A 13,336-nucleotide genomic window follows, 5' to 3' on the forward strand; every position below is an offset into this window, starting at 1 on the left:
TGATCGGTGGTTCCTGGCGCATACAACCGGGCGTCATAATCGGGCGGCGAATCCCGATGCCCGATCTGCTGCAGCAAAAACTCTCTGCGCTTCCGGCGCGCCCGGGCTGCTACCTGCTCAAAGGCGCGTCCGGCGCGATCCTTTACTTTGGTAAGGCCGTCAGCCTGCGCAGCCGGGTACGATCGTACTTTCGGGTTGGCGCGCGACACACGCCACGAACGTCGCGGTTGGTGGCGCACGTCACCGACTTTGAGGTGATTGTCACCAGCAGCGAACCTGAAGCGCTGGTGCTGGAGTGCACGCTGATCAAGCGGCACCAGCCGCGCTACAACATCCGCCTGCGCGATGACAAACCGTATCCCTACCTGTGCCTGACGGTGACCGAGCCGTTTCCGCGACTGATCTTTGTGCGGAGAGCGCGTCAGGATGGAAACCGGTACTACGGGCCTTTTCCGAGCAGCAAGGCGGTGCACCCCACGCAGGATGTCTTTAAAGTGGCGGCAGCGGTGGCCACTTCGGGACGGACCTGGTGGTATCCCGTACACCTCCGTACCGTCAACGTGGTTCGTGCGTACGGCTCCGGCGTGGCCGCTGGCGGGCGCTGCCGGCTGGGGCGGCGGCATGCGGGCCGGACGTACTTCCGGGCGGAGGCGCACTAAAGCGCATCGGCTTTCCGTTAAGCGTAATATCCTGCTTGAGCATTGTGCTATGCTCCAACATCCATCCGTTCCGGGTATGGGCCCACGTGTCGCGGTTGCGATTGTGGATGGCCACTTTGCCGGAGGGGCCGTGGCCCGGCAACATGGTGGCGGTAAACCGTTGGTCCATCACGACCGTGGCCGTATTCCCGTGCAAGATAAACGCGGCAATTGTGGTTACGGAGTGCGGGCTCTTCACGCTCTTCATCCCGCCTTCAAAGTGCTTCTGCACCTGTGCCCGTGTGCTCACCTGGCCGCCTGGCAGCGTTACCGAGTATGCAGGCGCGCGGTGCCACATTACGCCTTTTATGTTGCGCGCTGCCATCGCCGCGTTTTGCGCGTTGTAGATCAGCTGGATGGCGGCCTTGGCCGTGCGTACCCGTCCGGGCGGCGCCGCCAGGCTTGGTCCCCCGCCCACCGCCACGCCAAACGATAGAAGTGCCAATATCGCATGTCGTCTCATTTCGAAATCCTCCAGTTGTCTGCAGCCACAGTCAATTAGCGGTCCAGTTATCTGCTAACCATACCCGCTCGCTCAGCAGGAGCGCGTTTGCCAGCCGCTTGGGCGCTGCTCCTGAAACCAGTTCGGATAGGGCCGGGCGCTGGTGCAGAGCAACTCGAGAATCCACCCGCACGGAACGCACCGGCGGAAGGCGATCTCGTACTGCGACGCCTCTCTGCGGGTGTTCACTGCGGATACGCAGCCAGGGGCCCACGAATGGGTGCTGGACCACCGCCAATCGGCCGTAGAGGCCCTGCGCGTGATGAGCACCGGGTTGCGGTTTCCGTTTCACGTACGCCTTGCCGCGGGAATCGGCCGCTTGGTCCGCAGCGCCACGAAAAGGAAAACGGGTTAAAGGGCAAGGTCAATGTTCGCCTTCCCTGGCGACTGTGGGTGGATCGGGTTGCTCCGACCACCTCTGTCTCACTGCGGTTAGCCCATAGATGAGACACAAAGAGTAACAGGTGTGTCCGTTCTGGGTTGTCTGGGCATTGCGCTCGCTGCGTGGTCGGTGGTTCCTGGCGCGTACAACCGGGTGTCATAATAACGCGACGAATCCCGATGCCCGATCTGCTGCAGCAAAAACTCTCTGCGCTTCCGGCGCGCCCGGGCTGCTACCTGTTCAAAGGCGCGTCCGGCGCGATCCTTTACGTTGGTAAGGCCGTCAGCCTGCGCAGCCGGGTACGGTCGTACTTTCGGGTTGGCGCGCGACACACGCCACGAACGTCGCGGTTGGTGGCGCACATCACCGATTTTGAGGTGATTGTCACCAGCAGCGAACTTGAAGCGCTGGTGCTGGAGTGCACGCTGATCAAGCGGCACCAGCCGCGCTACAACATCCGCCTGCGCGATGACAAGCAGTATCCCTACCTGTGCCTGACGGTGACCGAGCCGTTTCCGCGACTGATCTTTGTGCGGAGAGCGCGTCAGGATGGAAACCGGTACTACGGGCCTTTTCCGAGCAGCAAGGCGGTGCACGCCACGCAGGATGTGGTGAAGCGGCTCTTTCCGCTGGTCGCCTGCGGCAAGAAGTTTGATGGCACGCCGGTGCAGAAACCGTGTCTCTACTACCACCTGCACCAGTGCCTCGCGCCGTGCGCCGGGCTGGCCGATGCCGCCGAGTACGCTGCCGCGGTGCGCGACGTGGATGAGTTCCTGAGTGGTCGCGAGGAAGGCGTGGTGCGCGAACTGCGCGCGCAGATGGAGCAGGCTGCCGCCAACGAAGAGTTTGAGCTGGCGGCCCGGCTGCGCGACCGGGTTCTGGGTGTTGAGGAGGTGCTGAAGCGCCAGAAAGTGCTGACCTCCGAGGTGATCGATCAGGACGTGATCGCACTCGTCGAGGATCCTGCCGGCAGTACCGGCGCCTGCGTCCAGATGTTCTTCATACGCGGCGGCAAGCTGCTGGGCCAGAGCCACTTTCTGCTGGACGGCGCCGGCGACGACACCCAACCCGAGCTGGTTCAGGAGTTTGTGAAGCAGTACTACGAGAAGGCAGCGTATGTGCCGCAGGAGATCCTGCTGCCGTGCGAGATGGAAGAGCACACTATCATCGAATCGTGGCTGCGGCAAAAGCGCGGGCGCAAGGTAGAGTTGTGCGTCCCCGTGCGTGGTGACAAGAAGCGGCTGGTGGAGATGGCTGCGGAGAATGCAGGGCAGGCGCTGGATCAACTTCGCGCCGAACGCGAGGCACGGTTTCGCAGTACCGCGGGCGCGCTGGAGGAGCTCGGCGCGGCGCTGGGACTCTCCGGCGCGCCGCAGCGCATCGAGTGTTACGACATCTCGAATACGCAGGGCCGGAACCCGGTGGCCTCGATGGTGGTGTGCGAAGCCGGCGAGATGGCCAAATCGGAGTACCGCCGCTTCCGCATCCGCGAGCACGACGAGAGCCCGGACGACTTTGCGATGATGGGTGAAGTAATCGCCCGGCGGCTCAACGAGTCGAAAACCGGCAACGCCAAATTCGCCCGGCTGCCCGATCTGCTGATTGTGGACGGGGGCCGCGGGCAGGTGAGCAGCGCGCTTCTGGCTATGGAGGAGACCGGCATCTCCACGCCTCTGGCCGGGCTGGCCAAGCAGCATGAGCACCTCTACCTGGCGCACAGCGCGGCGCCTGTGATCCTGGGCCGGTCCTCACAGGCGCTATTCCTGGTGCAGCGCATTCGCGACGAGGCGCACCGCTTCGCCAACACCTATCAGGCGAACCTGCGCAGCAAGCGGCAAACCCGCTCGGTGCTGGACGAGATTCCCGGCATCGGTCCCAAGCGGCGCCGCGGTCTCCATGTCCATTTCGGCAGCCTCAGGCGAATGCGGGAGGCGTCGCTGGCCGAACTTGCCGCCGTGCCGGGCATGAGCCTGAAGATTGCCGAGGTGGTCTACGACTACCTGCATGGCGACCCGGTTGCCGGAACGTAGCTCGCTTGCGGGGTCCTCGTTTGCGGGCGCCTCGGCATATCGCCAAGCCGTGCGCAACTCTGTGCCAGGCAAGCGAGCGGAGAGAACACGCGCCTGCTCATTCACATCGATCGGCAAACGGCTCGCGCGCTAGCCGTGGCGATCCGGCTGACACATTGCTGGACAGATGCGTTGACACGCTGCGGACCGGTCTAGGGTATAGCGTTAGCGAAGGATGGCGAGTTTACGAGAGGGATTGTGTGCGCAGGCTGCCAAGTCTGGAGTGAATCCGTGGACAACACGCGCGCCTATCTGCGGACGCACCCGCATTTGACGTTCGAGATCGACCTGGCCCACGCCCGGTGGGATCTTTGGGAGTTGCTCGGCGAAGTAAAGGCGAAATGTGAGCAGTTGGCAACCGTACTCCTTCCGCCCGAAGATGCGAGGGTACTGAACCGGATCTACCTGGCAAAAGGTGTGCTCGCCACCACAGCTATAGAAGGTAACACACTTACCGAGGAGGAGGTGTCGGCACGGCTTGAGGGCACCATCCCGCGAGTAGTTCGGTATTGAAGTTGACAAAATCGTACGGGCGTGCAATGGGCTTCTGAAGGACGTTGATACGCCCGGGTTCGGTCTGATGACGACGTTACGCATCTTTCAGTTCAACATCGACGCCCTTTTGGATCTTGAGCTGGCGGATGGGGTAAGACCGGGCGAAATATCGACGCATGAAGTGGCAGTGGCTGGTTACTCCGGGGCGCCACGACGCTGTTGCCCATTTCTGTTAAAGCAAATGTGCGATTGGCTTAATGCGCCGGAATTCATGCCGTCGGATCGAAACCGGGTGCTGCTCGGCGTTGTTCGTGCAGTACTGGCGCACCTCTATCTGGTCTGGATTCACCCATTCGGTGACGGAAATGGCCGGACGGCTCGCCTGCTTGAGGTGCAGGTTCTGCTGGCTGCAGGCGTTCCGATGCCGGCCGCGCAATTGCTAAGCAACCATTATAACAAAACCCGCTCGCAGTACTACCGGGAACTGTCCAGGTCGAGCCGCGAGGGCCCGTTGCCCTTTCTCCTGTACGCCGCCCGGGGCTTCGTAGATGGTCTTGACGAGCAGCTGGCCATGGTCTGGCGATGGCAGCTCGTGCGATCGTGGCGGGACTACGTCTATTCACAGTTCCGGAACCGCCGGTCCGCGGCGAACGACCGGCGCCGCGATCTGCTGCTCGTACTCGCGCGCAAGGAGGGCCCCAACTTCGTTGCCTTGACGGCCATTCAAGAGTTGACGCCGCGCCTCGCGCAGCTCTATGCGACCGTTGGTCCGAGGACGCTCTCGCGAGACGTCGCGGCGATGTGCCGTGAGCAACTGTTGGTGCCTTCGGCAACCGGATACGGTGCGAACCTTGATATTCTGCGGTCGTGGCAGGCGCGAAGGCGGACGCAGGACGCTGCGGAAACAGAGCCGGCCGCCGGAAACGTTTGAGGCGTAATCGGCCGTTCACCATGGCCGCCCTGAGCGGGCCGAGGCCGCGCAGCGGTTAACTCGGCTCTGCGTGACGGTCTCTTGGGGCCAAGCGAGAGGCGGGACCGACGTGTCTGACGAAACGAGACTGACCGCACGAGCGAGGCAGGATCGCCAGGGACGCGGTGCAGCGATTAGCGTGGTACGGTCGAACCGCGCCTGGTTATATGCATGCGTTGAAGATGGCAGCACCACGGCGAAGCGTCACCGGACCGTTCCGCGGGCCAGCGGCAGTGTCGCCTCGGACGAAACGTTGCCTGCGGAAACCGCGACGTGGATACAGGTCAGCCTCGGCCGCTGCTGAGGTCGGGCGGCACGGCTTCGCGCAACTTTTAGCCTGTCGGAAGGGCGCCACTCGGCCGGCCCCGCACCCGCCCCCAGTCGTCAAGCTTCGGGTAGACTACTGAAACCTAGTGAACCTTTTAAGGCGATGGAGACCGCCGGGGCCTGTGCCTGAACCGCTCATGTTGAGCTGATGGCTCCTGGAGGCTGTTCCGCGGGAACGCGCTTCCGGGGGCCGTTTTGCTGCCGGAGACGTTCTCGCGATTATCCGCAGAAACCGCACATGCAGCACCCATCCCATAGCAGGCGATCCGCCGCAGCGGCGTATGATTCCGATCGTCATGCGCTGTATCACGCATTTCTCGCTCTGGTGGGCGAACCCGGATGCAGCGTGTGCGCGCGTGTTGATGCCGCCTCGTCGGGCCGGCTAAGACAGTTGTTTGCCGAGGAGGTCTGCGATACCGCCGTGCGCACTGCCCTGCGATCATCCTGGGGGTTTTGCGCCCGCCATGCGCAAAGGGCCTCAGATTTGGGCGCTGCACTCGGCGTGGCGCTGATCTACCAGGATATCGCTGCGGCGATACAGCGCCAGCTCGCTATTCGCCGGACGGCGCACCGTTTGCGTGTCGAGCCATGTACCGAGTGCCTTGCCGAGGATGCCGACACTGTTCGACTCTGCGCCGGTTTAGGCGCGGCGCTGGCGGATGAGGCCCTCCGCGAGCGGTATGCTCTCGGCGGCGGACTATGCGGTCGGCACCTCGCCGCCGTCTTCAATGCCGCCGCAGAACCGGCGCGTTCATTTCTGTCGGTGGATGAGTCGGCGCGATTGAGCCGACTCGAGGCCGAGTTGGGCGAATACGTGCGCAAATGCGATTTCAACCACAGCTCGGAGCCCATGGGTCCCGAGCGGAGTGCCTGGCGGCGCGCGCTGGCCAAAATCTCCGGCGCATCGCTGCCGGCGTCCTAGCGCGGCGATGTCGCCGGCCGGCGCGGCCATAAGGAGGGGACTGTGCGGCTGCTGGTAATTGCCGACATCCATGCGAACTACGAAGCGCTGAAGGCGGTGGAATCCGCTGCCGGCAGCGTGGACGCCACGCTCTTCCTGGGTGGGGCGGCGCTCTTCGGCGCGTCGGTGTCGGAGTGTGTGAATTGGCTGCGCAACAGCGCTACGTGGGCCGTGGCGGGTGAGGATGATCTGGCCGTGGCGCTCTCGCGGGTAGGTCCAGCCGCTGACGAGCCGACTGCCTGGCGGGATGCCACGAGCGCGCTTCACCGAAACCAGCTGGATGCAGACGACCTTACCTGGCTGGCAGGCCTGGCGCCCAGGCTGAGCTTCTATTTCGATATGCGCTCGATGCTGGCAGTGCATCGCGTCGGCACTCCGGCGGTCGCCGCAGATCCGGACGCCAGGCTTTCGGCGCTGCGGGAGTTGACGGCCAGCTCCGGCGCGGATTGCCTTTTCACCGCCGGCGACCGCGCGCCGTGGGTGCTGGAAGAGCAGGGCTTTACCGCGGCCTCTCCGGGCAGCGTTGGCCTGCCTGGCGACGGCGATCCGCGCGCATCCTTCCTTATCTGGGAGGGTGGGACGCTACAGATTCACCGCGTGGAGTACGACGTGGAAAAGGCCGTCCGCGACGTGCTGCTGATGCCCCTACCGCTGGAGGTGGCGAAGCAGATCAAGCACAGGCTCCTTACCGGTCACGCTTACCGCCAGGGTGAGACCGGGTGAAGCTGCCGAGCCCGCACGCCCGCAGCATCGCCGCCACGCTTGGCGCCGCGGAGGAGACGCTGCGCCGGATGGCCGGCGCCGGCGTTGATGGGCGCAGCCCGGCCGGCGCTCCGCTGGCGCCACTTTGCCGTCAGGATTCCGAGGCGCTTCTGGCCCGGCTGGATGATCTGCGTCGGGCCATGCAGGCGTTTCGCACCATCGCCGGCGGTGCGCCTCTGACTGCCGGAGCTCCACAGCGCTCACAAACAGTCGGTTGGCTGGCCATGCTTCAGCGGCAGCTGGAGGACGAGATGCTGTGCGAGCTGGATGCGGATTGGCTGCAGGGCCGGTACGGGGCGATGCCGGAGGAGTCGGCCCGCGAACTCCGCGAGCGATGTACGGCGCTGCGCGAAAGCGTTCGCCGTTTGGGCGGCATGATTGAAGCGCTTCGTGGAGGAGAGGCGGAGTGAAGTACCTCGCGATTGGCTTCGGAGGGTTTGTTGGCGCTAACGCGCGCTACGTGGTTGGTGGGTGGATTTCGGACCGCTGGGGGCACGAGTTTCCCTGGGGCACACTGGTGATCAACGTGACGGGGAGCTTTATCCTGGGCTTTTTCAGCACGCTGGCACTGCGTTATGCGTGGAGCGCGCAGTGGCGCAATCTGGTCGCTGTCGGCTTCGTAGGCGCGTACACCACCTTCTCAACATTCGAGTACGAAACGTTTCAGCTGGCGCAAAACGGAGCGATACTGCGCGCGGCCGCCAACGCCATGGGCAGTTTGGCGGCTGGCTTCTTCGCGGCGTGGCTCGGCGTGCGGTTTGCGGGCATGCTTCTGGGGCGGTAGGTGAACGCGGTAATCAGCCGACGGCCAATTGCCTATGGACCGGCCCCTGCGTTATCATATGAAACTCTGACTTCGTTCGAGGGTTTATGCTTGATCCGAGAGAGATTTTTTCGCTCAGAGACTTCCCAGGACACGATAGAGACCGGGTTGGAGGGTTGACTGAAACCGACAAACCGATTGATCTCAGGGTTAAGGGGGGAGCTTGCTCTGGTGCGCCAAAGGAAGCCGATCTATCCAGAGGGATGCTCGAAAGCATCGACATGGACAGCTATCGGACGGAGGCCAGAACGACAATAGCTATCGGTCTTGCCGACGAAGACAAAGAGATCGAACCCGTGCCGACGGGTGGCGGCAGAAAGATTCCCGAACCGGAGTTAGACCGGCTCAGCAACATTCTCCGCTCGTTCAACGAGCAGTTTGGCAATATCGACTGGAAAGACGTTGATAAGATTCGAGACGTAATCGCCGAGGAGATTCCGGCCAAAGTGGCAGCGGATTCCGCCTACCAAAACGCGATGAAGAATTCCGACAAGGAGAACGCGAGAATCGAACATGACAAAGCACTACAGCGGGCAATCGTCGAACTTCTTTCCGATCACACCGAGCTCTTTAAGCAGTTTTCCGACAACCCCAGCTTCAAGAGGTGGCTGGGTGACACGATCTTTGGAGCGACTTACCATCAGTCTGGCGCAGCGCCTCCTCATGACTAACCGCTTACCGCTCGAATGTGGCGAAGCAACTCAGAGCCTGCGAATAGCCGAGTCATCGACATGAGTCAGATCATCATCACCCCGCGGGCGTCACAGCATGCAACCGAATTTACTTGGGCGCTAGCCGATGTGCCCGCACTTGCTGGGATCGTGGCCGATATCGCTTTAGGGCAAGTCGAGCACGCCGAACGCATCCTTCACGCATCGTCGATCGCTAGCGACGATCCACCGACCGATCAGAACATTGGTGAGGCCATCGCCATTATCAAAGGGATGCCTGTCGAGCACCGAGATGGCTGGATGTTTCAAGTTATTTCGTGGGTCGCTTGGTATGTAGAGGGTGAAATGACGCTGATACGAGCACCGCTGCCAACGGCGACTCGACAAGGGTTCGATGGTGTGTCCGTCTCGTTGGCCGCAGATGACTCCGTCATAGAATCCGTGACGGTTTCCGAGGACAAGGCGACGCTCAATCCTCGTGATGTTGTACGGGACGACGTTCTGCCAGAGTTTGAGCGCCTCGCAAAAGGCCAGCGCGAGTCTCAGCTTCGGGCGGAGCTTGTTGCTCTCATCAAAGCTGGTGGATTTCAACCCACCACGATTCTTAAGCAAGGCGACTGGCGAAATAGGAAGAGGTTCAGAGCTTCCCTATGCACCTCGCAAAATAGAATTCCGCCAACAATAGAGCTCTATGAAGGCTTTGCATCATCAGCGCCGGGAGATCCCCTAACAAGGAGAGGGCACCGGCTCGTTCTTGAAGATATGAGAGGATTCTTCCAGGAACTCGCCACACGGGTTATGGCATGCCTTGAGGCACTTAAGCAGAGCCCCGATGTTTGACATACGCACACGTGATGTCATAAGGCGCGCGCCACCGGTTGAAGGCTTTAATGTCGCTGATCTGCCAGAACTCTTATCGCACGCTTACTTGCTGATTTCCAGTATTCGCCTGCGCAGCGTGCCGACGGCGGACTACGACCAGCCCACAAGAGAATCGATTGACCAGCTAAGAGACATCGCGACACGCCTTAGCGTGTACGCATCCCTTGCGCAAGAGGACATTTCGAGGACTGCGGCGCTGTATGTAGCTGCGACAAGCTTCCAATTGCTGTCTAAGGTGCCGAATGAGGATGATGGCGGAGAATTGACCACACTCACCGTACCTGACTCGATTTCGGCAACGCTTCTTTTTCTCGCGGCTGGATATCCGGCTGATGCTGCGGAAATGGCGCAAGGCATCGCTACGGACAACTCAAATTCGCCCAGGAGCGTGATTTCGCGCGATTTATTGAATCTAGCCACCGGTCGGCTAATGGCCATAGGCGACGAAGTTTTTCAGCTCGACGAAACACTTGATCTTCTGCAACGCGCAGAGAATCAGCTATGGGAGCAATTGCATCGGTCGTGTCAGTGGTTGGCCTTAGCTTGCCTCGGTGAACAGGAACTGCCAGGAGCAATTGCAAATGCTCAGCAAGGGACGGCTTTCGTCGAGGCAAACTCAATCCACTCCATAAGGTCAAGCTCGCCGGAAGCACATCCAACGTTGAAGATGGTTTCTGCGTTTCCTGCACCGCTAAAAGTGGCATCCTTGCTCCGCATAGCTATAGAGCAGTTAGGATCTTCTGCAAGCGTCGGCGTTCCTCCGCCAAAGGGCAGTCCGCCGGAGGATTGGAAGAGCTTTGCCAAGAACCGAGCCCGCACTCGACCATTCTTGTGGTCGAATCACATTGAAGCAGTCCGGGCCAATCTGCTTGATGAGGGCATTTCGGGTGTCATTACTTTCCCGACCGGCGCTGGAAAATCCGCCATCGCGCAACTCAAGGTAGTCGCAACCCTCCTCGCGGGTAAGCGCGTCATCTATCTCGTCCCAACCCTGGCATTAGCATCTCAAGTCGAACGCGTGATGTCGGATCTCAAGGAGGAGTTACACATTGACGTGTCGGCTGACTTCTATGAGGATCAGATCTTCAGCGAGTTTCCAATGACCCCTTCGGGCCACGTGCTTGTAATGACTCCGGAACGTTGCCTCTTCTGGGTGGGCCTGAATCGGAGGGACTTTGAGGACGTGGGACTCATCGTGTTCGATGAGTGTCATTTACTTCACGCGCAGCCGGATCCTGATTTCGATCCGCGAAGCATGGACGCAATGCTCTGCCTTCTGAATCTACTGTCGATTTCACAGTCTTCGGATGTGCTTTTGATGTCGGCAATGGTCAGCAATTCAGATGAATTGGCAGCCTGGCTCGAAACGAAATTCAACAAAAAGACCATTGTCTGCAAAGACGCATGGAAGCCTACCAGGCAAGCGCGCGGGAGCATCGTTTTTGCACAGAATGAACTTGAACAACTACGATCCGACGTCACTAATCGGAAGACGTTGGGGAGGAACATTGCGCAAAGAGACTTGGTGGCTCAGCCAAGCGGCCTATTCTCGCTAGAGCAAGTTTGGGATAGACATGGTCGATACCAGCTCATTCCAATCATGGAAGGGGGCCTCCAGCTTCAGGGCGCATACGGCACGGATAGATTCGGGTTGACTGGACCTAGTTTGAGCCTGAACTCCGCTGATGCTGCGCGCGAAATCGCAATGACTGCTGCCGCCAGCGGTTTAAAAACCATTGTCTTCTTCCACAACTCCAGCTCCGTGCCGGCAGCCGTTAGGAAGATGTACAAACACAGAAGCGACCTTGTATCGTTTACGGATCGTGAGACCCGACTGATCGAGGCTGCCGCTATAGAACTTGGCGGTGACGCGCATGTATTCAAACCTCTTGGAATATCCGGCGGGCACTTCGGCTCGCTGCTACCTCTTGAGAGGGAGCTCGTCGAATCATGCTTCAAAAGGGAGGACGGAATACAAGTCTTGTTCTCAACCAATACCTTGGCCCAGGGTATGAATCTCCCCGCAGACCTTGTTGTCATCGCTCGGACAAGTGGTCGAACTGCTGAAGGCTCTGTCCGCGCGATCTCAGCCCACGAGTTACTAAACGCCGCTGGCCGGGCAGGTAGGGCTGGATTTGCGTCGTTTGGATTCGTCATCGTGATTCCCGATGATATTGTCCCCTTTAGCGGCGGCTCCCTATCTGGCAAAGTCATCAATGAACTGATCGACGGCGTACTGTCCCAAGACGATCGCTGTTTAACAGTTCAAGATCCATACGAGAATCTCCTTGACCGTGTTACGCTGGCCCAGGGTTTGGACGATGATCAACTCGACTCGATTCTTATTCGAACTCCTTCGTTCCAACCGCAGGGTGGCTCCCTGACAATCGCTGACAGTCTGCAAAAGACCTTGGCCGCGTATCATGCCCAAGCGGCCGGCCAGATGAATGAGTTTCAATCCAAGGTTCAGTTGGCCGTCAATCGGCGCACTGGGCTCCTGCCGGCAGACACGCCACCGGACTGGCTTGCAGCGTGCCGAGCGGCAGGGCTTCGGCCCGCAACGCTCAAGCACCTCGGGGACTTGCTGGTCGAGAGAGGTGCGAGCACCCACTTCGGTGTCATGGAATGGTACGCCTTAGCCCGCAACTGGCTAGATGGATTTCCTAAACTTCGTTCGCAACTCCGCCTGACTTGGGTCGGAAGGAGCAACACCGAATCCAGCGCCGTCAGCGCATGGATCAATGGATCTCCTTTTGTCGAGATTCAGAATCTGCTTGAGCCTAACAAGAAACCCAATGGCCTGAAGGATGCTAGGAATTTCGCGAGGAATACGATTCGAGAAGTTTCGTATCTTGTTGGCCTTGTAGGTCAGCTCTTACTCTGCGTCGATCTGGGTAACAAAGACCAAATTGCATCGTCTGCCTCCCGTTCCGCGGCGCTATTACGTGACGGTTTTGACAGCATTGATAAGTTGATACTCTTTCAGACGAAGCGCGGAGATCTTTGGACAAGAGTTCGGACTCATATGGAGTGCGAGTCGTGGCTACAATATGTGCAACCGCCTTCCGAGTCACCGGAATCAGCAGAGGGGGCAAGGAGGCGCGTGCATGAAGGAATCAATAAGTTCGTGGAGATACATAAACCCTAATCACTTTGTCACGTCCGGCTAGCGTCGCCCCAGCTTCCGCAATCCCGTCGGGCAGCTTCGCTCTGCTCCAGTGCAGTGATGCAGCGCCCGGTTAGAGGACTCTCCGACCGCTCGATGCGGGCCGGTCGCGCCCCTTGATTGCCCTCCGTCCAGGTCGGAAGCGCTCCGACGCCGGGCGCGTGATTCATGCCGGTCACCAAATTGTCCCTCCACCTCGCTGCGGGACGGCTGGTGCTGGGCGCTTCTCGACTCGGCACCCACCAATCCGCGCTTCGGATTCCACCAGCAGCTGCGCTCAGCTTACGTGCGCGAAAGGCCGCTAGCACGCGATCGCGGAGTCGCGACCGGACAACACACGCTCGATAAGACGCAAGTAAGCGCCGGCGATTTGGCTATCACAAAGGTCGTTGGCACGCTGACGTTCAAGGTTGGCACGCAGCGCAATCAGTTCCGCTTCAGACGCGCGAAGCAACTCAGGCACGGTGAGTAGTGGCATCAAAGCCTGCATCGTTTCTGACCGCGCACATCGCGGCCTTCCGGCGACGCCGAAGGGTTAATCGGGGTCGGTCTTCATCGCTTGCCAGGGTAATCGAGAGAGCGTGGGCCTGCACGTGCGGCTCAAAGCGACCTAAGCAACGCCCGCCGT

Annotated in this window: 11 protein-coding genes and 1 pseudogene; all 12 read left to right on the top strand. The window is 60.4% G+C overall.

Annotated features, from left to right (window positions below; all coding sequences use genetic code 11):
* Window positions 1–50: 50 nt before the first annotated feature.
* The 12 genes and pseudogenes from KGJ62_02185 to KGJ62_02240 all read left to right on the top strand — a co-directional run bounded on the left by KGJ62_02185 (window position 51) and on the right by KGJ62_02240 (window position 12,690).
* Entirely contained in the window at window positions 51–659 is a 609-nt protein-coding gene (locus KGJ62_02185) for a GIY-YIG nuclease family protein (GenBank protein MDE2125378.1), read from the top strand.
* A gap of 107 nt (window positions 660–766) precedes the next feature.
* Window positions 767–1,045, top strand: coding sequence for a hypothetical protein (locus tag KGJ62_02190; GenBank protein ID MDE2125379.1), 279 nt, complete (start codon window positions 767–769; stop codon window positions 1,043–1,045).
* A 716-nt stretch (window positions 1,046–1,761) separates the two neighbouring features.
* Complete coding sequence (uvrC, locus tag KGJ62_02195; protein ID MDE2125380.1) at window positions 1,762–3,612, top strand: excinuclease ABC subunit UvrC; 1,851 nt, start codon at window positions 1,762–1,764, stop codon at window positions 3,610–3,612.
* A 270-nt stretch (window positions 3,613–3,882) separates the two neighbouring features.
* The gene (locus KGJ62_02200; protein MDE2125381.1) at window positions 3,883–4,164 is read left to right on the top strand and encodes a hypothetical protein; all 282 of its coding nucleotides are present in this window, start codon (window positions 3,883–3,885) and stop codon (window positions 4,162–4,164) included.
* A gap of 67 nt (window positions 4,165–4,231) precedes the next feature.
* Window positions 4,232–5,077, top strand: a complete 846-nt coding sequence (locus KGJ62_02205; protein MDE2125382.1) for a Fic family protein — start codon at window positions 4,232–4,234, stop codon at window positions 5,075–5,077.
* A gap of 604 nt (window positions 5,078–5,681) precedes the next feature.
* Complete coding sequence (locus tag KGJ62_02210; GenBank protein ID MDE2125383.1) at window positions 5,682–6,365, top strand: hypothetical protein; 684 nt, start codon at window positions 5,682–5,684, stop codon at window positions 6,363–6,365.
* Between the two features lie 42 nt (window positions 6,366–6,407).
* A complete protein-coding gene (locus KGJ62_02215) occupies window positions 6,408–7,127 on the top strand; it encodes a metallophosphoesterase family protein (GenBank protein ID MDE2125384.1) in 720 nt (239 codons plus the stop codon).
* A complete protein-coding gene (locus KGJ62_02220; protein MDE2125385.1) occupies window positions 7,124–7,576 on the top strand; it encodes a hypothetical protein in 453 nt (150 codons plus the stop codon). Before KGJ62_02215 ends, KGJ62_02220 begins: the two co-directional genes overlap by 4 nt.
* On the top strand, window positions 7,573–7,950 hold the full coding sequence (gene crcB / locus KGJ62_02225) for a fluoride efflux transporter CrcB (GenBank protein MDE2125386.1): 378 nt from the start codon (window positions 7,573–7,575) through the stop codon (window positions 7,948–7,950). Before KGJ62_02220 ends, crcB begins: the two co-directional genes overlap by 4 nt.
* 212 nt (window positions 7,951–8,162) lie before the next feature.
* Window positions 8,163–8,660 (top strand): annotated as a pseudogene (locus tag KGJ62_02230) (type I restriction endonuclease subunit R).
* A gap of 60 nt (window positions 8,661–8,720) precedes the next feature.
* Complete coding sequence (locus tag KGJ62_02235; protein MDE2125387.1) at window positions 8,721–9,500, top strand: hypothetical protein; 780 nt, start codon at window positions 8,721–8,723, stop codon at window positions 9,498–9,500.
* Entirely contained in the window at window positions 9,493–12,690 is a 3,198-nt protein-coding gene (locus KGJ62_02240) for a DEAD/DEAH box helicase (GenBank protein ID MDE2125388.1), read from the top strand. The genes KGJ62_02235 and KGJ62_02240 overlap by 8 nt, the downstream gene beginning before the upstream one ends.
* The last annotated feature ends 646 nt before the right edge of the window (window positions 12,691–13,336 follow it).

Source organism: Armatimonadota bacterium (assembly GCA_028871815.1).
GTDB lineage: Bacteria > Armatimonadota > Chthonomonadetes > Chthonomonadales > Chthonomonadaceae > REEB205.

Bases quoted from the DNA above. Each gene is read 5' to 3' on its own strand.
- KGJ62_02205 (MDE2125382.1), top strand. From the start codon at position 4,232: ATGACGACGTTACGCATCTTTCAGTTCAACATCGACGCCCTTTTGGAT.
- uvrC (MDE2125380.1), top strand. From the start codon at position 1,762: ATGCCCGATCTGCTGCAGCAAAAACTCTCTGCGCTTCCGGCGCGCCCG.
- KGJ62_02235 (MDE2125387.1), top strand. From the start codon at position 8,721: ATGAGTCAGATCATCATCACCCCGCGGGCGTCACAGCATGCAACCGAA.
- KGJ62_02190 (MDE2125379.1), top strand. From the start codon at position 767: ATGGCCACTTTGCCGGAGGGGCCGTGGCCCGGCAACATGGTGGCGGTA.
- KGJ62_02210 (MDE2125383.1), top strand. From the start codon at position 5,682: ATGCAGCACCCATCCCATAGCAGGCGATCCGCCGCAGCGGCGTATGAT.
- KGJ62_02240 (MDE2125388.1), top strand. From the start codon at position 9,493: ATGTTTGACATACGCACACGTGATGTCATAAGGCGCGCGCCACCGGTT.